Source organism: Acidovorax delafieldii 2AN (assembly GCF_000175235.1).
In the GTDB taxonomy this organism is placed as follows: domain Bacteria; phylum Pseudomonadota; class Gammaproteobacteria; order Burkholderiales; family Burkholderiaceae_C; genus Acidovorax; species Acidovorax delafieldii_B.
Map to the genome: position 1 here is coordinate 1 of NZ_ACQT01000054.1, position 20,746 is coordinate 20,746.

Here is a 20,746-nt window from a genome sequence, read left to right on the forward strand (position 1 = left end):
GCGCCGAGTTCGTGATTTGCTGGGCGCTGGTGCTCTCGCTGCCGGCCACGGTGCCGCTGGCCGCGCTGTCGTGGCCCGCCGGCCCCCTGCCCGCGCTGGCCTGGGGCGGGTTTGCCTACGTGTCGGTGTTTTCGATGTGGCTGGGCTTCTTTGCCTGGTATCGGGGCCTGGCGCTGGGCGGCACCGTGCGCGTCAGCCAGGTGCAGTTGGTGCAACCCTTTCTGGGCATGCTGTTTGCCGTGCCCCTGCTGGGCGAGGGCCTCGACGCCGTGAGCGTGGGCTTCGGCATGGCCGTGATGGCCACCGTGGTGCTGGGCCGGCGCATGCCGGTGCGGCAGCGGCCGGCGGAGCCCCGCTGATGGATACCCGGCCGCACGGCGGGTTAAAGTGCTCCCATCGGCCCACCCGCAGGCCGGTACACCGCCGCACAACGGCTTTTTTTATGGATGACAAGCGCCCTTGCCGGGCGCCACTGGAGATGATTGCATGACGAACTGGACCCTGGCGGCACGCGCCGCCAAGATGAACCCTTCCGCGATCCGCGAAATCCTCAAACTGACCGACAGGCCCGGCATCATCAGCCTGGCCGGCGGCCTGCCCTCGCCCAAGGCGTTCCCCCTTCAGGAGTTCACCGCCGCCTGCAACACCGTCATGGCACGCGACGGGGCGGCCGCCCTCCAGTACGCCACCAGCGAGGGCTACGCGCCCCTGCGCCAGGCGGTGGCCGACATGCTGCCCTGGGCCGTGGACCCCGACCAGGTGCTGATCACCACCGGATCGCAACAGGCGCTGGACCTGATCGGCAAGGTGTTTCTCGACAAGGACAGCCGCATGCTGGTGGAAACGCCCACCTACCTGGGCGCGCTGCAGGCCTTTGCGCCGCAGGAACCCATCGCCGTCAGCGTGGCCAGCGACGACGACGGCATCCTGGTGGAAGACTTTGCCGCCAAGGCAGGCACCGGCGCCGACAAGGCCCGCCTGGCCTATGTGCTGCCCAACTTCCAGAACCCCACGGGCCGCACCATGACCGAGGCACGGCGTGCCGCGTTGGTAGCCAAGGCTGCCGAGCTGGGCATCCCACTGATCGAGGACAACCCTTACGGCGACCTGTGGTTTGGCGAGGCCCCGCCCGCGCCCCTGACGGCCCGCAACCCCGAGGGCTGCATCTACATGGGCTCGTTCTCCAAGGTGCTGGCCCCCGGCCTGCGCCTGGGCTACATCGTGGCGCCCAAGGCCATCTACCCCAAGCTGCTGCAGGCCAAGCAGGCCGCCGACCTGCACACGCCCGGCTTCAACCAGCGCGTGGTGGCCGAGGTGATCAAGGACGGCTTCCTTGACCGCCACGTACCCACCATCCGCGCCCTCTACAAGCAGCAGCGCGACACCATGCTGGCCGCCCTGGAGCACGAGATGGCCGGCCTGGACGTGAAATGGACGCGCCCGGCGGGTGGCATGTTCCTGTGGGTTCGCCTGCCCGAGGGCATGAACGCCCAGGCGCTGCTGCCCGCGGCCGTGGAGCGCAACGTGGCCTTTGTGCCCGGCGCTCCTTTCTATGCGGATCACCCCGACACCCGCACGTTGCGCCTGTCGTACGTGACGGCCACCAGCGACGAGATCCGCACCGCCATCGCGGCGCTGGCCGCCGCTGTGCGCGCACACCAGTAGGCCCGCCCTTTCGCGGCTGCGCCGCTCGCCCCTTCCCTCGCGGTGCGGGAGGGGGTTGACGCCAGTGGCTGGCCAGGCCAGTTCCACGGCGTCCTCTCACGTGCAACGCGCCCGCCCAGGCGGCTGCGAATGGCACCCAACACCATGGAGGATGGAAATGCTGAGACTGTGGGGACGCTTGTCGTCCATCAACGTGCGCAAGGTCGTCTGGACGGCGCAGGAACTGGCGCTGCCCCTGCAGCGCACCGATGCCGGCGGCCAGTTCGGCATCGTCCGCGAGCCGCATTACCTGCGCCTCAACCCCAACGGCCTGGTGCCCTTGATCGAGGACGAGGGCGGGGTGGTGCTGTGGGAATCCAACACCATCGTGCGCTACCTGTGCGCCCGCTATGCCCCGGGCCGGCTCTACCCCGACGCCCTGCCCGCACGGTTCGCGGCCGAGCAGTGGATGGACTGGCAGCAGACGGCGCTCAACCCCGCCGGCCGCGACGCCTTCATCCAGTGGATCCGCACGCCGCCCGCGCAGCGCAGCGAGGAACTCATCCAGCGGTCGGTGGCGGCCACCGAGCCCCTGCTGGCCCTGCTGGACGCCCACCTGGCCCGCCAGCCCTTCATGGCCGGCGAGCACTTCACCATGGCGGACATTCCCGTGGGCTGCGAAATCCACCGCTGGTGGGGGTTGCCGCAGGAGCGCAGCGCCCGGCCCCACCTTGAGCGTTGGTACGAGGCCGTGCGCACGCGCCCCGGCGCACGCGGCGTGCTGGACCAGCCGCTGTCCTGATTCCTTCTCCCACCCAACCAAGGCCCCACCATGCGCCAACGCCCCTTTCTGCAGGTCGACGTCTTCACCCCCGAGCCCTACCGTGGCAACCCGCTGGCCGTGGTGCTGGACGGAGAGGGCCTCAGCGCCGAAGCCATGCAGCAGTTCACCAATTGGACCAACCTGTCCGAAGCCACCTTCCTGCTGCCGCCCACCGAGGCCGGTCGCGCGGCGGGGGCGGACTACCGCGTGCGCATCTTCAGCCCCGGCCGCGAATTGCCTTTTGCCGGCCATCCCACGCTGGGCAGCTGCCATGCTTGGCTGCAGCAGGGCGGCCAGCCCCGTGTGCCAGGCCGCGTGGTGCAGGAATGCGCCGTGGGCCTGGTGACGCTGCGCCAGGACGGCGACCGCCTCGCCTTCGCCGCGCCCCCGTTGCTCCAAGGCGGACCGCTCGCTGAGGACGACGTGCAGCGCATCGCCCAGGGCCTGGGCGTGGCGCGCAGCGACATCCTGCACCACGCCTGGTGCGACAACGGGCCGAAATGGCGCGGCGTGATGCTGGGCTCGGCCGCGCAGGTGCTGGCGCTGAAGCCCGACGGCGCCATCCTTGCCGGGCTGGACGTGGGCGTGGTCGGCCCGCGCGGCAAGGTCGGGGTGATCGGCAGCAGCGATGAGCATGGCATCGCTTTCGAGGTGCGCGCCTTCTTCCCCTGCGGCAACAGCATGGCGGAAGACCCCGTCACGGGCAGCCTGAATGCGGCCATGGCGCAATGGCTCATTGGTGCCGGCCTGGCCCCCACGCACTACGTCACGAGCCAGGGCACCGCGCTGGGCCGCGCCGGGCGGGTGCACGTGGCACAGGAAGGCAGCGACATCTGGATCGGCGGCAGCACGGTGACCTGTGTGCGCGGCGAGGTGCTGCTGTGACCTCCTTCGCGACGGGCGCCGAAGCCCACCTTCCCAGCTTGGCCGACATCGAAGCCGCCGCGCAGGTGGTGTACCGCGACTTCGCGCCCACGCCGCAATACCGCTGGGACTTGCTGAGCGAACGCCTGGGCACCGAATGCTGGCTCAAGCACGAGAACCACACCCCCGTGGGCGCCTTCAAGATCCGCGGCGGCCTGACCTACTTCGACCAGCTCGCCCGGCGCGGCGCCCTGCCGCGCGAAGTGATCAGCGCCACGCGCGGCAACCACGGCCAGAGCATGGGCTGGGCCGCACGCCGCCACGGCGTGGCCTGCACCATCGTCGTGCCGCTGGGCAATTCGGTGGAGAAGAACGCCGCCATGCGCGCCCTGGGCGTCACGCTGATCGAACACGGCAGCGATTTCCAGGAGGCGCGCGAACATGCCATGCAGATCGCCGCCGAACGCGGCGCGCACATGGTGCCCAGCTTCCACGCCGACCTGCTGCGCGGGGTGAGCACCTACTGGTGGGAATTCCTGCGCGCAGCGCCGCAACTCGACGTGGTGTATGTGCCCATCGGCCAGGGCTCGGGCGCGTGTTCGGCCATCGCCGCCAAGCGGGCGCTGGGCCATGGCGCGCGCGTGGTGGGCGTGGTCAGCAGCCACGCCACCACCTACGCCGATTCGATGGCCGCGGGCCGCGTGGTGGAAGCGCCTGTGACCACCCAGCTTGCCGACGGCATGGCCTGCCGCGTGGCCGACCCCGAGGCGCTGGCCATCATCGCCCCGCACATCGACCACATCGTGCAGGTGAGCGACACCGAGGTGGCCGCCGCCATACGGGCGCTGTACACCGACACGCACAACGTGGCCGAGGGCGCCGGCGCCGCTGCCCTGGCGGCCGCGCTGCAGGAGCGCAGCCAGCTGCAGGGTCAGGTGGTGGGCCTGGCGCTCACGGGCGCCAATGTGGACGCCGCCGTCTTCAGCCAGGTGCTGTGCCAAGCCACCTGAACGGGCCGGGCGGCGCTCAGCCGTTGACGGTCTCCAGCGGCCATGCAGCGGACTTGGCGAGCCCGGCTGCGAGGCACCGTGCAGGGGCAGCAAGCAGCCCGATGGCTGGCCCGCACCCATGCCGAAGGCCTCCCGCAAGGACGCTCGCCTTTGCGCTGCCACGAATTTGGACGGCCAGTTACCTCGGCTACCTGGAGGGGGGCGGGGGCTGGAACGCGGTAGCGCATCCGCAGAATTCCCCCGTGCGGTGTTCGCTCCAGCGCGATTCCCACGGAAGCCGTTCACCAGCGTTCAGTTGCTGAGGATGATCTGCAGGATCACCCCGGTGGCGATGGCCACGAGCAGGTAGTCGCCGCCGTACTGCACCCAGTGGTAGCCGCGTGGCGGTGGTGGCAAGCGGTGCAGACGCCAGTCGTCGACCACGTAGTGGTAGCTGCGATAGGCTGGCGGCAAACGCCCGCCCCGGTACCAGTTGTGTTCAGGCCCTGCCCCCCGCCATGCGTGCCCGTCCATGGTCCGGTCATGCGGCGGTGCCCACTGGGGGCGTTGCGGCGGGCCGGGCGGATAGGCACGCGCGGGCGGTGGACGATGCGCCTCACCGCGCTGGCCTCCCGGGCCCCAGGAGCCCCGGTCACCGCGCTGGTCGCGCTGGTCGCGATAGTCACGGTGGTCACGTGGCTCGCGCTGGTCGCGGGGTTGCGCCTGTGCCAGCCCCAGCGATGCACAAGCGACGCACAGCAGCGTCAGCCGCCCGATGGACCGTGCAATGGTGGTATTCATGGAATCCCCCTTTTCTTCGCCATGCGCGCTGCGCAAGCGCGCATCCACCAGTCTGCACCGAGTTGGAGGATCGCGCCTGTCGGACAACTTCGCCAGTCATCAACCAACGGCTTCCATGGCAGGGACGATGCGCGCAAAGGCGTCTGTCGCCACCCCGGCAACGGGACGACGGTACCCGGCGCACCAGAAGCAGCACGCCAGCATTTCTATCAAAACAATAGCATTCTGCGCCCGCGGAAAAAGCGCATGGGGCACTTTTCACATCCATTCCAGCCCAACATACCCACCAAGCTCAGGTGCGCAGTGCCGCCCCTTTCGGGTGGCAAAGGTAGGTGCCCGAGGTGCGCACCTGCTGCACTTGGCCGGCGACGGCCAGCGTACGCTCTTCCACCAGCGTCAGTTGGCCGGTGCGCTCATCGAAGCCGCCGGCCATCCAGAACGACGCTGACCGCACCGCAAAATGCGTATCGCTCTCGCTGCGTGAACGCACATCGCTGGTGGTGCCCTTGACGAACACATGCGGATCGCGCACATGCAGATCGATGGACAGAGGGTACGACTGGCGCACCGCGGCAGGCGCATGGGCCCCTGTGAACTGCGCGACAGAGGACTCCTGGCCTTCGCAAGCGTATTCGCGGTCCCAGGGTACCGACACGCCGCAGCCTGCCACCAAGGCCGCAGCTGCGCCAGCCGCCATCCGGCAAGGCCAGGCGGTGCGCGGCAACGGCCCGCGTGGGCGCAAGCGCGCCGAGAAAGGGCTGAACATGGCCGTCAGCTCATGTGCTGTGAGCTGCCTGCATCCACCAGGCGCTCGTCACCGGGGTGGCCACCCAGGATGAATGGAACGCACAGAAAAGCCGTGAGCACCACGGGCACCAAAGAGGCCAGCACCACACCGGCAAACTGGCGGATCAGGGGGCGAAGAAGGGGGTCCATAGGGCGCTTTCTTTTCAGTGAGGAGAGGACTGCATGGTCGCGCCGCCATCTGAAGATTGGCTTAGGACCTTTTTACGGTCTTTTCGGGGGCGCGCCGGAAGATGCGGCGGAAATTTGCCGCGCCAACGAACAGCATGGCTTTGTCGATTCCGGGCCCATCGCATCGCACCTGCTGGCAATTTGCGGCGGGTGTTGACGTTCGATTGCCCTCTCACCGGCACCAACCGCCCCCTGCAGATGCCGGCGGCCAATCCAATGTCGGCAGCGCCAATGCGGTAACCCACTGGCCGCATACTGCGCGCGCCAGCCAACGCACTGCAGGTGAAGGATCGGTTGGCAGACACGCCGACGGGCGCAGCACTCTCCGCGGCAATGCGGGTGCGCCAGTATTCGCGCAGACGCTCGCGAGGCCTGAAACGCCCTGGATGGTAGTTTTGCTTAACGAAACCAGCTCCCTCAACGACACGCTAAACACAGCCGCGCCAAACAGAAGGGTTTACCCCATGTCGTATTTCACTCTTCGAAATATTTATCGAAGGGTTTGACAGGGGCTGGCTGCGCCCAACACCATAGTCTCCACATCCGCAATCAACCGCGGCGGGAGACAACAGCATGCGATGGAAACAACGCCCACCAGGCTCGAACTGGGGCGACTTCGGGCCCGACGATCAGCTCGGGCGCACGAACCTGATTGGCCCTGAACAAGTTCGCAAGGGTGCACAAGAGGTGCGCGAAGGGCGCAGCTTCTGCCTCTCGCTGCCGCTGGACCTACCAGGCGGAAATGCACTCAATGCACGGCGTCATCCCCCGCGCCTTTCGCCCACGCGCAATGGCGACCGGCAATACCTCAACTTTCCGCTGGGCCACGTGTACGCGGGCGCGACCGACGTGATCAGCGATGACCAGGTGCTGCTCTCGCTGCAATACTCCACGCAGTGGGACTCGCTGGCCCATGTGGGCTCGTTGTTCGACTCCGACGGCGACGGCCGGCTGCGCACCACCTACTACAACGGCTACCGTGGGCACGAACATGTGCTGGGCCCCGTCGACCATGGCCTGCCGCAACGCGACGAGCAAGGCGCTCCAGGCCCCCTACCGCCCCCGTGTGCTGCGCGGGCCGACCCGCCGACGCGAGCGTGGCGCGCGCCCTGGGCGTGGAGAACCTTGCCAGGAAAGGCATGCAAGGCCGCGGCGTGCTGGTAGACCTTGCACGGGTTTACGGTACAGATTTCCAGGACATCGGCTACGAACAACTCGTGCACGCCATGGAGCAGTGCGGCGCCACGGTGGAGCCGGGGGACATGCTGCTGCTGCGCACCGGCTTTGCTGGCGTGGTGCTGTCCATGCAGGGGCAGCCCGACGCCGAACGCCTGCACCACAGCTGCGCCGCGCTGGACGGCAGCGACCAGCGCTTGCTGCAATGGATCACCGACAGCGGCATCGCGGCCCTGGTGGCAGACAACTACGCGGTGGAGCGCCACCCGCCCACCCGCGTACCGCAAGACGGCACGCCCTATGCCGTGGTGCCGTTGCACGAGCACTGCCTGTTCAAGCTCGGGCTGCCGCTGGGCGAGCTGTGGTACCTGGACGAGCTTGCCGAGGCGCTGCACGCGCTGGGGCGCACGCGCTTTCTGCTCACCGCACCGCCGCTGCGCCTGCCCGGCGCCGTCGGCTCACCCGTCACGCCCATCGCCACCCTCTGATTCCTGCACGCATAAAAAACCCAAGGAGACCACCATGCCCCACGACATCCCTCGCACCCAACCTCTTCGCAGCCCCTTGCAGCGCGCCTGCCGCGCTCTCTGCACCAGCGCGGCCCTGCTGGCGGCGACCACCGCGGTCACGGCACAGGACGTGAAAATTTCCGACGACATCGTGCGCGTCGGCATCCTCACGGACCTCAGCGGCCCCTTTGCCGACATCACCGGTCCGGGCAGCGCGGCGGCCATCCAGATGGCCATCGACGACTTCGGCGGCCAGGTCCTGGGCAAGAAGATCGAACTGCTGGTGGCGGATCACCAGAACAAGGCGGATGTGGCCGCCAACAAGGCCCGTGAATGGTTTGACAACGGCAAGGTGGACGCCATCATGGATGTGGCAGTTTCCGCTCCGGCGCTGGCGGTGCTCGAAGTGGCCAAGCAAAAGCAGAAAGTCATCATCTTCAACGGTCCCGGCACCGACCGGCTCACCAACGACCTGTGCATGCCCAGCACCGTGCACTATGTCTACGACACCTACGCATTGGCCAACGTGACGGCCAGCGCCATCACCCAGCGCGGAGGCAAGGACTGGTACTTCATCACCGCCGACTACGCCTTCGGCCACAGCCTGCAGGAGCAGGCGAGCGCCGTGGTAACGGCCCAGGGCGGCAGGGTGCTCGGAGCGGCCAAGCATCCCATCGCCGCAACAGACTTCGCTTCGTTTCTGCTGAGCGCCCAGAACAGCAAGGCCCAGGTCATCGGCCTTGCCAATGCCGGCAGCGACACCGTGAACACCATCAAGGCAGCGCGTGAGTTCGGCCTGACGCAGGGCAAGAGCAAGCAGACCCTGGCCGGCCTGCTCATGTACATCAACGACATCCACGCCATCGGGCTGCGCACGGCCGGCGGACTGATGCTGACCGAGGCGTTCTACTGGGACATGAACGACGCAACACGCGCGTGGTCCAAGCGCTACTTCGAGAAGATGAAGAAGATGCCCAACATGAGCCAGGCGGGCGCCTACTCTTCGACCATGCACTACCTCAAGGCCGTGCAGGCCGCCAAGACCGATGACACGGCCACGGTCATGGCGCAGATGAAAGCCACGCCCATCAACGACTTCTTCGCCAAGAACGGCCGCATCCGCGAAGACGGCCGCATGGTGCATGACATGTACCTGTTCGAGGTCAAGCAACAGGCCGAGTCCAAGTACCCATGGGATTACTACAAGCTCGTGGCCACCGTTCCGGGCGACAAGGCCTTCCTGCCGCTGGCCCAGTCCAAGTGCCCCATGGTCAAGAAGTGAAGACGCCTTCGCCATGACGACTTCTCCGCAGACAGCCCTCATCGTGGGCGCCACGGGGGTGGTGGGCCAGGCCTGCCTGCGCCATTTCGCCAGCCTTCCCGGCTGGAATGCGATTGGCGTGGCGCGCCGCCCCATCTCCCTGCCCCCCGGAGCCCACAGCCTGCAACTGGACCTGCAGGACGAAGCCGCCTGCCGGGCCGCACTGGCGGGCCGCGACGACATCACCCATGTGGTCTACGCCGCCGTGTACGAGCAGCCCGGCGGGCTGGTGGGCGGCTGGCGCGACCAGGACCAGATGCGCATCAACCTGCAAATGCTGCGCAACGTGGTCGAGCCGCTGGACCGCCCCGGCGGCCCGCTGCGCCACGTCACCATCATGCAGGGCGGCAAGGCCTATGGGGTGCACATCCACCCGCAGATCGCCGTGCCCGCGCGCGAGCGCTGGCCGCGCGACGCGCACGAAAACTTCTACTGGCTGCAGGAGGACTTCCTGCGTGAGCGCCAGGCCCGCAGCGGCGCATGGCACTTCACCATCCTGCGCCCGCGCATCGTTTTCGGCGACGCCATGGGCAGCCACATGAACCCGATCCCGGCCATTGGCGTCTATGCCTGGCTGCGCCACGAGCAGGGCCGGCCCCTGGCCTACCCTGGCGGTCCACCGCGCGTGAACCAGGCGGTAGATGCCGACCTGATCGCCCAGGCCTGCGCCTGGGCAGCTGAGTCACCCAACGCCCGCAACGAAACCTTCAACCTGGAAAACGGCGATGTGTTCGTCTGGCAGAACGTCTGGCCCGTCATTGCAGACGCGCTGGGCATGCCCGCGGGCGAGCCCGAGCCGCAGTCGCTGGGCGCCACCCTGGCCGGGCAGCAGGACGCCTGGGAGCGCATCGTCGACAAATACCAGCTGGCCGCACCGCGCAACCTGGCAGCCTTCATCGGTCAGGGCGCCACCTATGCCGACTTCCAGATGAACCACGGCAAGGCCGGGCCGCTGCCCCCCGTGATCATGAGTTCGGTGAAGATCCGCCAGGCAGGCTTTGCCGCCTGCATGGACACCGAGGACATGTTCCGCAAATGGTTTGGCCAGCTGCAGCAGCGCCAGCTGCTGCCCTCGGCGGCGCAAGCCCGCGCTGCGGATTGAAACTCGCGCGGAGCAACATTGACCAGCGGCCGCCACCGCTGGACACGCCGCTGCCATGCGGGCCCACAAGACTCGCATGGCAGCGCCTTAGCACTCGTTCGGCACGCTACAGCGCGTGGCGCTGCGCCCACTCCCACCCCAGACGAGCCAGGGGGCCCGCCTTGCGCCCAGTTTCCTCCGCATCGGCCGACGCTGCACTGCCGTCAGCAGCGCGCTGTGCAATGCCGTACAGAATGGCCGCCATGCGAAACAGGTTGTAGGCCATGTAGAACGACCAGTGCCCCTGTACCTCACGCCCTGTGGCGGCAACGTAGTCGGCCAGGTACTGCGCCTCGGTCGGAATGCCCAGGGCGGGCAGATCCAGCCCGCCCATGCCGCGCCACAGCGTGGGCGGCACGTTCCAGGCCATGCAGTGGTAGGCCAGGTCGGCCAGCGGATGGCCCAGGGTTGAAAGCTCCCAATCGAGCACGCCGATCACGCGGGGCTCCGTGGGGTGGAACACCAGGTTGTCGATGCGGTAGTCGCCGTGCACCAGCGTGGTCTCGTCACCCTCCGGCAGGTGGGTGGGCAGCCACTCCATCAAGGCCAGCATGGCCGGGTCCAGCGGCACCGACAGCGCACGGCACTGGCGCGACCAGCGGTCGATCTGGCGCTCCACGTAACGCCCGGTGCGGCCGTAGTCACCCAGGCCCACGGCAGCAAGGTCAATGCTGTGCAGCGCAGCCATCACACGGCCCATCTCGCGGTAGATGGCAGACCGCTCGGCAGGCTCCATGCCGGGCAGCGCCGGGTCCATAAACACGCGGCCCTGCAGGAAGTCCATTAAGTAAAACGGTGTGCCGACGATGGAGTCGTCTTCGCAGTACACCCGCATGCGCGGCACGGGCACATCCGTGCCCTGCAATGCGTTCATCACGCGATATTCGCGGTCAATCGCGTGGGCTGACGGCGCAAGCACACCGGCCGGCTTCTTGCGCAGCACATAGGCGTTCTCGCCCACCGTCACGCGGAACGTGGGGTTCGACTGTCCGCCAGAGAGGGGCACTACCTGCACCGCTTCGCTGCCGGCAAGGCCTTGGGCGCGCAAGTACGCGGCCAACGGCTCAACGGAGAAGGGAACTGCACTCATAGCGAACTCACCAGATGTCCACCATCCACCGCCACGGTAGCGCCCGACATGGCCGCGCCCGCGTCGGACGCCAGCAGCAGCAAGGGGCCATCCAGGTCGCTCAGCTCACCAAAGCGCCGGCTCGGGATACGGCTGCGCAGCTTGTCGCCCGCTTCGCTGGTCAGGAAGTCGCGGTTCAGATCGGTCACCACGTAGCCGGGCAGCAGCGCGTTCACGCGGATGCGGTGGCGCGCCAACTCCAGCGCCATGGCCTTGGTGGCCTGCACCACGGCAGCCTTGGAAATGGCATAGGGCGCCACGCCCCCGGCCACCCGTTCGCCCAGGATGGACGCCACGTTCACAATGCAGCCGCCCTGCCCTGCGGCGACCATGCGCCTCGCGGCCTCGGTGGCCACCAGCCAGCAGCCCTTGAGGTTGGTGTCCAGCACGTGGTCGAAGTCTTCCTCGGTTTGCTCCAGCAGCGGACGCGTCACGGTAACGCCGGCGTTGTTCACCACCACATCGGGCACGCCCCAGACGGCCAGCGCGTCCAGGCACTCACGCACGCTGGCAGCGCTGGTCACGTCCAGCGGGTAGGCCCGCGCCTGACCACCGGCCTGCGTGATGGCGTCCACCACGGACTGCAGTTTGTCCGTGCGCCGTGCGGCCAGGGCCACGCGGGCACCTGCACCCGCCAGCAGTTGTGCAAAGTGGGTGCCCAGGCCGCTGGATGCCCCGGTGACCAGCACCAGGCGCCCGTCCAGGCGAAAGCGCTCGATGGCGGCGCTCACGAGCGCTCCTCCACCTCGGCCTTCTCCGCCTGGTGCACCAGCTTGCGCGCCATGCTCCAGCGGTGCACTTCGCTGGGGCCGTCGTAGATGCGGAAGGCCCGCATGTCGGTAAAGATGCGCATCACCGGCGATTCGCCGGTAACGCCCTGGCCGCCGAGGATCTGCACGCTGCGGTCCACCACGCGCCATTCGGCTTCCGAGCACACGACCTTGGCACGGCTGGATTCGAAGTTGCATTTCTCGCCCTGGTCCAGCATCCACGCGGTGTGCCAGATGTGCAGGCGCGCGGTGTGCAAGTCCATGTCGTTGTCGGCCAGCATGAAACCAACGCCTTCATGCTCGGCCAGCGGCTTGCCAAAGGCGTGGCGCTTGCGCGCATAGGCCAGTGCGGCATCGTGCGCGCGGCGGGCCTGCCCAAGCCAGCGCATGCAGTGCGTCAGGCGGGCGGGTGCCAGGCGCACCTGCGCGTAGCGGAAGCCCTTGCCAATCTCGCCCAGTACGTCCTCGGCCGGCACGCGCAGGTTGTCAAAACGCAGCACACCGTGCCCCCCGGTGAAGCAGGCGTCCATGGCATCCATGTTCCGATCCAGCACGATGCCGGGGCGGCTCATGTCCGAAAGGAACATGGTGGCCGATCCGTCTTCCATGCGGGCCATGATGATGGCGTAGTCGGCCCCATCAGCGCCGGTGATGAACCACTTGAGGCCGTTGATAACGTAATGATCTCCATCGCGCACGGCCGTTGTGGCCAGCAAGGACGGGTCGGCACCCGCACCGGGCGAAGGCTCGGTCATGGCGAAGCACGAGCGCGTGTGGCCCGCCACCTGGGGGCGCAGCCAGCGCTCTTTTTGCGCTGGCGTGGCCACCTCTTCCATCAGGTGGATGTTGCCTTCATCGGGCGCATGGATGTTGAGTGCCGTGGGGCCCAGCCAGGAATAGCCGGCCTCTTCAAACACCACCGCCTTGGCCACATGGCTCAGGCCCAGGCCGCCCATTTCGCGGGAAGCATGGGGCGTGAGCAGGCCCGCGGCACGCGCGCGCGCCACCAGTTCGCGGCGCAAGGCCTCGCTGGGGCCGTGGTGAGACTGGCGCTCGTCGTTTTCGAGCGGAATGACCTGCTCGGCAATGAACTGGCGCGTCTGGTCGCGCAGTTGGAGAATTTCAGGGGAAAGGGAAAAGTCCATGGGATGCGTCCTTTCAACAATCACGAACCGCTGGAGGGTACGCCAGCGCACTCGACCAGGGCATCCACCACCACGGCGCCCTCACCGGCAGCGCCCACCATGACGGGGTTGAGGTCCACCGACGCCATGGCGCCACGCGCGCCCGCAATCACCCGGCCCACGGCCACGGCGATCTCCGCGAGCGCCTGCACGTCCAGCGGCGGGTCGCCGCGCACGCCGGCCAGCAGCGGTGCAATGCGCAGCGTGCCCAGTGCCTGCACCACGTCAGCCGTGCTGAAGGGCGGCAGCAGCACCGCGCAGTCCTTGAGTGCCTCGACGTTCTTGCCACCGTCGCCCACCACCACGACCGGACCAAAGACCGGGTCCACCCGCGCACCGACCATGAATTCATGGCGACCCTTGCGGGTGGCCGCCACGATCACGCCGTCGCGCGCCACGCCCATGGCCTGCATCTTGGCATCAAAGCGCTCGTACAGGTCTGCCGCCTGCTCGCGCGTGGCCACACCCAGCGCCACCAGGCCGTGTTCGCTTTTGTGCGGCACCTCGGCCGAACAGGCCTTCACCACCGCCGGTGCGCCCACGGCGTCGAACGCGTCGCGCGCTTCCTGGGCCGAGTGGCACAGGCGCAGCGGCACGGTGGGAATGCCGTGGCGCGCCAGCAGGGCCAGGCTGTCGGCCTCGTTCAGAAACCCACGGACACCTTCGGGCAACTGCACCTGGGGCAGCGCGGGCCAGGCCGTGCGCTGCTTGCGCATCAGCGCCGTGTGGTTGGTCACCTGGGCCAGCACACCCAGTGCTTCGCCCTCGTTGGGGAAGGTGGCGATGCCCTGTGCACTGAACGGCTCGGCCACGCTCTCCTGCCAGGCCGCCACGGCCACGGGCTTGCCGGTGGCGGCCTCGAACGCTGCGGCATCGCGTGCGAAGGTCTGCACGTCGTAGCCAGCACCGGCCACGGGGATATTGATAAAGAAGAGGTCGGCCGCCGGGTCTTGCGCCACCTCCGGTAGCACCTTGCCGAACAGGCCGCTGTCGCTCAGCAGCGCCGCGGTGACATCGATGGGGTTGCTGGCCGTGGCAAAGCCCGGCAGCTTGGACGCCACGGCGGCTTGGGTTTGCGCCGACAGCTCCGCCAGGGGCAAACCTTCGTCTTCAGCCGCATCGGCGCCCATCACACAGCTCGCGCCCGAGTTGCTGATCACCACCAGGCGCCGGCCTTCAGGACGCCAGCCCTTGAGGTAGGCCTGCGCGGCGCGCGCCTGCTCGTGCGGGTCGCGCACCCGCCAGATGCCGTGCTGGCGGAAGAATGCATCCACCGTGCGGTCTTCGTTGGCCAGCGAGCCGGTGTGCGATGACGCGGCCTTTTGCCCCTGCGCCGAACGCCCGGCCTTGATGGCGATGATGGGCAGGTCGCGCTCCCGCGCATGGGCCGCAGCGGCGGCCAGCATTGCGGGGTTGGCGATGCTCTCCAGGTACAGCAGCAGCAAGCGCACGTCCGGGTCGTGCGCCACGGCCAGCGCCAGTTCGCCCACGGACACGTCCGCTTCGTTGCCCGTGGCATGCACGTGCCGCACGCCCAGGCCGCGCCCCCGCAGCAGGCCGTAGGTCATGGCACTCATGCCACCGCTCTGGCTCACGATGCCGATGGGGCCGTCCATGGGTGGGACCTCGATGAACATCGTGGAGAACCCGGCGATGGCGCCCGTGCCAAAGTTGGCCAGGCCCTGGGTGTTGGGGCCGTACAGGCGCATACCTTTGGCGCGCGCCCTGGCCACCATGTGGCGCTGCAGCTCCACACCCTCCGGCCCGGTCTCGCCGAAGCCTGAGGCGATGACCACCGCCGACTTGACGCCCAGATCCGCGCACTCCTCCACTGCCGCCACGGCCTTGTCACCACCCACCACCACCAGCGCCAGATCCGGAACTTCCGGCAAGGCCGACAGCGAGGCATAGCTCTTGCAACCCTGGATCTCCTCGCGCGAAGGGTTCACTGGGTAGATTGCGCCCTTAAAGCCGTGGCGCTGCATGTAATAGATGGGACGCCCGCCGATCCTGTGGATGTTGTCCGAGGCGCCAATGATGGCAACCGAGCGCGGCTGCAGCGCTGAAGTGAGAAGGTCCGTCATGGTGGGGAGAGACGCGGCAACGCGCCTGAGAAGGAGAGTGGATGGGGTGGATGCAGTAGCGCTCGCTCAGTCGAGCTTGGCGCCAGAGGCCTTCACGACCTTGGCCCATTTGTCGACCTCGGCCTGCAGGAAGGCGCCATAAGCCGCCGGTGCGCTCCAGGCGGCTGCAAAACCCTGGGCTTCGAAACGCTGGCGGATTTCGTGGCTCTCGAGCACGGCCTTGAGCTCGGTGTTCAGCCGCGCGACCACTTCCTTGGGCGTGCCTGCGGGGGCCAGCAGACCGTTCCACGCAATGGCCTCGTAGCCCGGCAGGCCGGACTCCGCCACCGTGGGCAGGTCGGGCGCAGCCGCGGAGCGTTGGGCGCTGGTCACGGCAAGGGCCTTGAGCTTCCCTCCCTTCACATGGGGCATGGACGACAGCATGGTGTCGAACATCAAGTCCACCTGCCCGGCCATCACATCCGTCAGCGCGGGCGCACTGCCCTTGTAGGGCACGTGGGTCATCCTCACCCCGGCCATGGCGCTGAACAATTCGGCCGATAGGTGGGTGGACTGGCCGTTGCCCGACGACCCGTAGTTCAGCCCACCGTTGCGGCTTTTGGCCAGCGCGATGAGTTCGGCCACGTTGTTGGCAGGCAAGGCGGGGTTGGCCACGATCACCAGCGGCCCGCTGGTGAGCTGCGACACCGGCGCAAAATCCTTGAGCAGCGAATAGTTGAGCTTTGTGAACAACGCCGGGTTGATGGCATGCGCCGTGGTGGCCACCACCAGGGTGTAGCCGTCAGGCGCGCTGCGGGCCACCGCCTCTGCCCCCGTGTTGGCCCCCGCGCCGGGCCGGTTGTCCACCACGAAAGGCTGGCCCAGGCGCTCTTGCAGCTTCTGCGCCACGGCACGCGCCACGATGTCGGTCGGCCCGCCCGGTGGGTAGGGCACGACCAGTTTGACGGGCTTGTTGGGGTAGTCCTGGGCCCAGGCCAGCGGCGATGCCACAGCGCACAGTGCGGCGCAGGCCAGGCCGATCCAGTGGCGGCGGGAAGCGAGGTGGTGGATTGCGGTTTTCATCGGGGTTTGTCTCCTGTCGTGGTTGTTAGCGGGTACCGGTCGAAGAAAAGCAGGCAGCGCGCAAAGCGCCGCCAGCCCATTGCTAGGTCAGGGGCTCAAACCGCACCAGCGTGCGGCCATGGTGCTCAAAAAAGCTGGCGCGCACGCGCTGTCCGATCTGCACGCCAGCCGCTGCATGGGCCATGAGGCGCGGCCCTTCGTCCAGCTGCACGATCACCAGCGTGTACGGCGCCAGGGCGCGAAACTCATCGGAAGGCGCGCGCGCAACCTCGGTCACTGCGCACACCGTGGCAGTGCCTGCTGCGTCGCGCCACGGCATGGCCGTGCGCTGCCCGCAGTGCTGGCAGGCGTAGCGCGCGAGGGTTTGCGCACCACCACAGGCACTGCACTGCTGGTAGCGCAGCAGGCCCTCACGCAGGCCGTCGGTATAAGGCGCAGCCAGTGGCCGCGCCAGGCTGGGTTCCATTGCGTTCATGGGTCAGTCCTCGCGAGAAAGCAGCAGGCTCACATGGGACGACATGACACCGCCGTCCGCATGAATGAAGGCGCGGCGGGGTGGCTTGATCTGGCGCGCGCCGGCCTGGCCGGTCATCTGTTGCCAGGTCTCCACCACATGTGCCATGCCCCCGGCCACGCCGCAGTGCCCGAACGACAGCAAGCCGCCGTGGGTGTTCAGCGGCAATGCGCCGCCTGCGGCAAAGTCGCCCGCGCGGGCGCGCTGCGCGGCGCCGCCCGGGGGGCGAAGCCGATCTCTTCGAGCAGCATGACGAGGGTGATGGTGAACGAGTCGTAGATCGCGAGGTAATCCACATCGCCCAGGCCCAGGCCCGCCTCTTCAAAGGCCCATCGCGCGGCCTCTCCCGCGCCGCATTGCAGTGCGTCCTCCATGGCCGTGAGATGCTGGTGGCGGTGCGCCTGCCCCGCCCCTACCATGGCCACGGCTGCGTGCGCCGAAGGCTCGTCAGACACCACCAGCGCCATGGCGCCGTCGGAGATCGGGCAGCAATCAAGCAGCGACAAGGGCCGCGCGATGGGCTTGGAAGCCAGCACTTCCTGCAGGGTGATGGGCGTGCGCAGGTGTGCGCCGGGGTGGCCGGCCGCATGGGTGCGCATGAGCACGGCAAACTCGGCCATGTCCTGCGAGGTGACGCCCGTGCGGTGCATGTACTGCGACGCCATGAGTGCGTAGTACGCGGGCACGGAGGCGCCGTTGGGCACCTCGTAATCGGCATCACCCACCTGCGCCAGCGTCTGGATGGAACTGTCGCGCGACTGGCCCGTGAGGCGGTTTTCGCCCCCCAGCACCAGCACGTTGCGGCAGCGGCCCGAACGCACCAGCTCGCGCGCTGCCATCAGCATGGCCGCGCCGGTGGCACCGCCCAGCTGCAACCCATGTGCGTACTGAGGCCGCAGCGCCAGGCGCTCGCAGATCAGCGTGGACAGCATCAGATGCGGCAGCGTGGTCGCATAGCCGCACAGCACGCCGTCGATCTGGTTGCGCCGCAGGCCACTGCGCTCAATGGCCTGCGCAGCGGCCTCGTCCATCAGGTCGAGCGCGCTGCGCCCCTCGTGGCGCCCGAAAGGTGTTCCGCCTGCGCCGCGCAGGTAGGCGGGCCGCAAAGCTGTGGTCATTGACGTTTCTCCTTGAGTGGGGATGCGGGCCGGCGGTCGGCACGGGTGGCTTCGGCCCAGCGCACCTGGCAAACCGTGGCCTCGCGCAGCAGCGCCTGCGCCAGCGCCGGCTCGCGCGTGAGGATGCGCTCGTTGAGCGCCGCGATACTCAGTGCCGCCACAGGGTGGCCCTCGGGGTCGAGAATGGCAACACCGATGCCGCCCATGCGCTCGACCACCACGTCCAGCAACACGACATAGCCGCGCTCACGCGCCTGGTCGATGCGTTCGCGCAGCAGTGCGGGGGTGATGCGCGGGTAACGGTCGAGCTGGCCAGACAGCGTTTCCAGCGCGGCCTCGCGTTCGTCATCGGGCATAGCGGCGAGCAACGCCAGACTGCCTGCGCCCACGCCCAATGGCCGTCGGCTGCCCACGGTGAGGTAGTTGGCGCGGATGGGGTAGGTGCCCTCCTCCACGTCGATGCACAGTGACTCCACGCCGCTGCGGATCGAGAGCACCACGGTGTCCTGGAATACGCCTGCCAGGCGCATCAGGCTGGGCCGCGCCAGAGGGCGCGGGTCGAAGCGCCGCAGCGCCGCAGCGCCCAGCACCGTGAGCTCGGGCCCCAGGGTGAACTGCTTGCTTTGCGCGTCGCGCTTCACAAAGCCCTCGCGCGCCATCACGTCGAGCAATCGCAGTGCGGTGGCTTTGTCCAGGTCTGCCGCGGACGCAATATCGGTCAGCCGCACGCTGCCACCTTCGGACATGACGCGCAGCACGCGCAAGGCACGCTCCACAGACGAGGTGGTGCCTCGCTCGTGGGTGATGACGGCCTTGGGCCGGGTTGAAGTGGGCATGAAGTTTCTTTCGCTGAAACCGTCGAGACAGTTCACGCAATTTATGGCACCACCATCCCTGCGTCAAAACCAGGCACGCAAGTTTTATTGAATGAAATTTCTGACCCCCACGGCCGGATGGCCATCACGTCAGTTCGATGGCGTAAATTTGCTCACGATTCGATAGCGCAAGTCGCACCAGAGACAAGAGCGCAGACCCTGTGGAAGCCACAATCGCACCATGGGAACCCTCTACCTTGTGCGCCACGGCCAGGCCTCGTTTGGTGCCGACGACTACGACCAGCTCAGCCCGCGCGGCCGCGAGCAGGCGGTGCGGCTGGGTGAGCACTGGCGCGCGCAGGGGCTGGCGTTCGACGCCGTCCTCACCGGTACGTTGCGGCGCCACGCGCAAACGCTCGAAGGCATTGCCGAGGGGCTGCAGATCACCCCCGAGCCGCTGCAGCTGCCAGGCCTGAACGAATACGACAGCCTGGCGCTGATCCGCGCCATCCACACGCAGCCGCTGGCAAAGCCCGACACGCCCGAGCTGTACCGCGCCCATTTCCGGCTGCTGTGCGACGCACTGGCGCAGTGGATGGCGGGCGTCATCAGCCCACAGGGCATGCCCAGCTGGGACGAATTTGCGGGCGGGGTGCGTGCCGCGCTCGACCATGTGCGCCATCACCATGCGGGGCACAACGTGCTGCTGGTCAGCAGCGGCGGCCCCATCTCGGCGGCGGTGGGCGAGGTGCTGGGCACGGCGCCCGAGGTGACCATTGCGCTGAACATGCGCATCCGCAACAGCGCCGTGACGGAGTTCAGCATATCGCCCAAGCGGCTCATGCTGCAGACCTTCAACACCCTGCCGCACCTGAACGGGCGCGAGCACGCCGACTGGGTGACGCACGCCTGAGCCGCGGCGAGCGGCCCGCGTTCCACACCCATCAGGAACCGGTTGCGCGCGGGCGCGCATTCCGCGACCAGAGCTGGCATGCCCGCGCACGCGCAGCGAGCACCGGTATGGCAACCCGCGCGGACCCGCCACAGCCCACCGGGCGGGCCGGGCAGTCCAAATCAGCGCCCCAACGGCGCCCGCATCAGAGCCCGCAGCAGGCGCCCAGCACCAGCGCGGCTTCGAGCGTGAAATCGCCGGCGGCGATGCGCTCGCGGACCTGGGCGGGATGCCACCGCTCGAACCGTTCCACCTCGCCGTCCTGGTTGCGGGGCTCCACGCCGTCGGGAACGGTGCAGCGGAACCAGTCGATGCGCTCGACCATGTAGCCCACGCCGCCGCCCTCGCGGCTGGGCCGGCGAAATTCCACATGGCCCCCGTGCGCCACGCCGTGCAGCGCAGGCAGCCGCAGGCCCGCCTCCTCCCAGGTTTCGCGCTCCAGGGCTTGGTCCAGCGTGTCGGCCGCAGAAACCATGCCGCCCATCAGCGTGTCCCACATCCCCGGGTTGTTGGGCTTGGTGTGGGAGCGCTGCTGCACCCACATGCGGCCATCGGTCGCCAGCCCCACCAGGTGCACGGCCCGCGTGGCCAGGCCCAGCACGCGCACGGCACCCCGCTCGATGGTGCCCAATCGCTCGCCCCGGGCATTGCACACGGCCAGTTGCTCGTTGCGCCAGGGGCCGCAGCGCCCCTGGGCGCGCAAGGCGCCCGCCAGCAGGTTCAGCGCGGGCGTGACTGCATCGGGCGCCACGTCGAGGTGCCACACGCGCCCTTCTGACCGCTCCTGATTCAGTAGCTGATAACCCTTATCCGACAAGCGCTGCAGTTCAATTTCATCCAAAACACCCGCTGCCACCGACCCCACGGCCTGCCCC

At 68.2% G+C, this 20,746-nt stretch carries 19 protein-coding genes and 2 pseudogenes; 9 read left to right on the top strand and 12 right to left on the bottom strand.

Features of this window, described 5'->3' with window-relative positions:
- The 5 genes from ACDELDRAFT_RS09440 to ACDELDRAFT_RS09460 all read left to right on the top strand — a co-directional run.
- Positions 1-359 (top strand): DMT family transporter (locus ACDELDRAFT_RS09440; RefSeq protein WP_005795947.1); only part of this gene is annotated, 359 nt, incomplete at its 5' end.
- Between the two features lie 127 nt (positions 360-486).
- A complete protein-coding gene (locus tag ACDELDRAFT_RS09445; protein WP_005795949.1) occupies positions 487-1,665 on the top strand; it encodes an aminotransferase-like domain-containing protein in 1,179 nt (392 codons plus the stop codon).
- A gap of 157 nt (positions 1,666-1,822) precedes the next feature.
- Positions 1,823-2,446, top strand: coding sequence for a glutathione S-transferase family protein (locus ACDELDRAFT_RS09450; RefSeq protein ID WP_005795951.1), 624 nt, complete (start codon positions 1,823-1,825; stop codon positions 2,444-2,446).
- 30 nt (positions 2,447-2,476) lie between these two features.
- Positions 2,477-3,352: a PhzF family phenazine biosynthesis protein gene (locus tag ACDELDRAFT_RS09455; RefSeq protein WP_005795953.1), complete on the top strand. Its 876-nt coding sequence runs from the start codon at positions 2,477-2,479 to the stop codon at positions 3,350-3,352.
- Positions 3,349-4,341, top strand: a complete 993-nt coding sequence (locus tag ACDELDRAFT_RS09460) for a threonine dehydratase (RefSeq protein WP_005795955.1) — start codon at positions 3,349-3,351, stop codon at positions 4,339-4,341. Before ACDELDRAFT_RS09455 ends, ACDELDRAFT_RS09460 begins: the two co-directional genes overlap by 4 nt.
- A 291-nt stretch (positions 4,342-4,632) precedes the next feature.
- Here ACDELDRAFT_RS09460 and ACDELDRAFT_RS24030 read toward each other — a convergent pair whose 3' ends face one another.
- The 3 genes from ACDELDRAFT_RS24030 to ACDELDRAFT_RS25030 all read right to left on the bottom strand — a co-directional run bounded on the left by ACDELDRAFT_RS24030 (position 4,633) and on the right by ACDELDRAFT_RS25030 (position 6,057).
- Complete coding sequence (locus tag ACDELDRAFT_RS24030) at positions 4,633-5,121, bottom strand: RcnB family protein (RefSeq protein WP_005795957.1); 489 nt, start codon at positions 5,119-5,121, stop codon at positions 4,633-4,635.
- A gap of 292 nt (positions 5,122-5,413) precedes the next feature.
- Entirely contained in the window at positions 5,414-5,776 is a 363-nt protein-coding gene (locus ACDELDRAFT_RS09470) for a hypothetical protein (RefSeq protein ID WP_157764914.1), read from the bottom strand.
- A 116-nt stretch (positions 5,777-5,892) separates the two neighbouring features.
- Entirely contained in the window at positions 5,893-6,057 is a 165-nt protein-coding gene (locus tag ACDELDRAFT_RS25030) for a hypothetical protein (protein ID WP_005795961.1), read from the bottom strand.
- A 612-nt stretch (positions 6,058-6,669) separates the two neighbouring features.
- Between ACDELDRAFT_RS25030 and ACDELDRAFT_RS09475 the strand changes: the two are divergent.
- The 3 genes and pseudogenes from ACDELDRAFT_RS09475 (at position 6,670) to ACDELDRAFT_RS09485 (ending at position 10,204) form a co-directional block, all read left to right on the top strand.
- A pseudogene (locus ACDELDRAFT_RS09475) lies at positions 6,670-7,760 on the top strand (cyclase family protein).
- A gap of 34 nt (positions 7,761-7,794) precedes the next feature.
- Positions 7,795-9,063, top strand: coding sequence for an ABC transporter substrate-binding protein (locus tag ACDELDRAFT_RS09480; RefSeq protein ID WP_005795966.1), 1,269 nt, complete (start codon positions 7,795-7,797; stop codon positions 9,061-9,063).
- Between the two features lie 13 nt (positions 9,064-9,076).
- A complete protein-coding gene (locus ACDELDRAFT_RS09485) occupies positions 9,077-10,204 on the top strand; it encodes an SDR family oxidoreductase (protein WP_005795967.1) in 1,128 nt (375 codons plus the stop codon).
- A gap of 106 nt (positions 10,205-10,310) precedes the next feature.
- On the opposite strand, the gene ACDELDRAFT_RS09490 is transcribed toward ACDELDRAFT_RS09485, so the two are convergent.
- From ACDELDRAFT_RS09490 to ACDELDRAFT_RS09525, 8 genes and pseudogenes are all read right to left on the bottom strand, one after another.
- Positions 10,311-11,333, bottom strand: a complete 1,023-nt coding sequence (locus tag ACDELDRAFT_RS09490) for a phosphotransferase (RefSeq protein WP_005795968.1) — start codon at positions 11,331-11,333, stop codon at positions 10,311-10,313.
- On the bottom strand, positions 11,330-12,103 hold the full coding sequence (locus ACDELDRAFT_RS09495; RefSeq protein WP_005795970.1) for an SDR family NAD(P)-dependent oxidoreductase: 774 nt from the start codon (positions 12,101-12,103) through the stop codon (positions 11,330-11,332). The genes ACDELDRAFT_RS09490 and ACDELDRAFT_RS09495 overlap by 4 nt, the downstream gene beginning before the upstream one ends.
- The gene (locus ACDELDRAFT_RS09500; protein WP_005795971.1) at positions 12,100-13,287 is read right to left on the bottom strand and encodes an acyl-CoA dehydrogenase family protein; all 1,188 of its coding nucleotides are present in this window, start codon (positions 13,285-13,287) and stop codon (positions 12,100-12,102) included. The genes ACDELDRAFT_RS09495 and ACDELDRAFT_RS09500 overlap by 4 nt, the downstream gene beginning before the upstream one ends.
- Positions 13,288-13,307: 20 nt before the next feature.
- Positions 13,308-15,410, bottom strand: coding sequence for an acetate--CoA ligase family protein (locus ACDELDRAFT_RS09505; RefSeq protein ID WP_005795973.1), 2,103 nt, complete (start codon positions 15,408-15,410; stop codon positions 13,308-13,310).
- Positions 15,411-15,476: 66 nt separating this feature from the next.
- Positions 15,477-16,472 (bottom strand): tripartite tricarboxylate transporter substrate binding protein, encoded by a 996-nt coding sequence (locus ACDELDRAFT_RS09510; RefSeq protein WP_005795975.1) that lies wholly within the window; start codon positions 16,470-16,472, stop codon positions 15,477-15,479.
- An 82-nt stretch (positions 16,473-16,554) separates the two neighbouring features.
- Positions 16,555-16,947 carry a Zn-ribbon domain-containing OB-fold protein gene (locus ACDELDRAFT_RS09515; protein ID WP_005795976.1) on the bottom strand — a complete coding sequence of 131 codons (393 nt, stop codon included), beginning with the start codon at positions 16,945-16,947 and terminating at the stop codon, positions 16,555-16,557.
- A gap of 3 nt (positions 16,948-16,950) precedes the next feature.
- Positions 16,951-18,104, bottom strand: a pseudogene (locus tag ACDELDRAFT_RS09520) (thiolase family protein).
- Positions 18,101-18,940 carry an IclR family transcriptional regulator gene (locus ACDELDRAFT_RS09525; RefSeq protein WP_005795980.1) on the bottom strand — a complete coding sequence of 280 codons (840 nt, stop codon included), beginning with the start codon at positions 18,938-18,940 and terminating at the stop codon, positions 18,101-18,103. Before ACDELDRAFT_RS09525 ends, ACDELDRAFT_RS09520 begins: the two are co-directional and overlap by 4 nt.
- Before the next feature lie 220 nt (positions 18,941-19,160).
- On the opposite strand from ACDELDRAFT_RS09525, the gene ACDELDRAFT_RS09530 reads away from it, so the two are divergent.
- Positions 19,161-19,832: a histidine phosphatase family protein gene (locus ACDELDRAFT_RS09530; RefSeq protein WP_005795981.1), complete on the top strand. Its 672-nt coding sequence runs from the start codon at positions 19,161-19,163 to the stop codon at positions 19,830-19,832.
- A gap of 184 nt (positions 19,833-20,016) precedes the next feature.
- On the opposite strand, the gene ACDELDRAFT_RS09535 is transcribed toward ACDELDRAFT_RS09530, so the two are convergent.
- Positions 20,017-20,746 (bottom strand): NUDIX hydrolase (locus ACDELDRAFT_RS09535; RefSeq protein WP_005795982.1); only part of this gene is annotated, 730 nt, incomplete at its 5' end.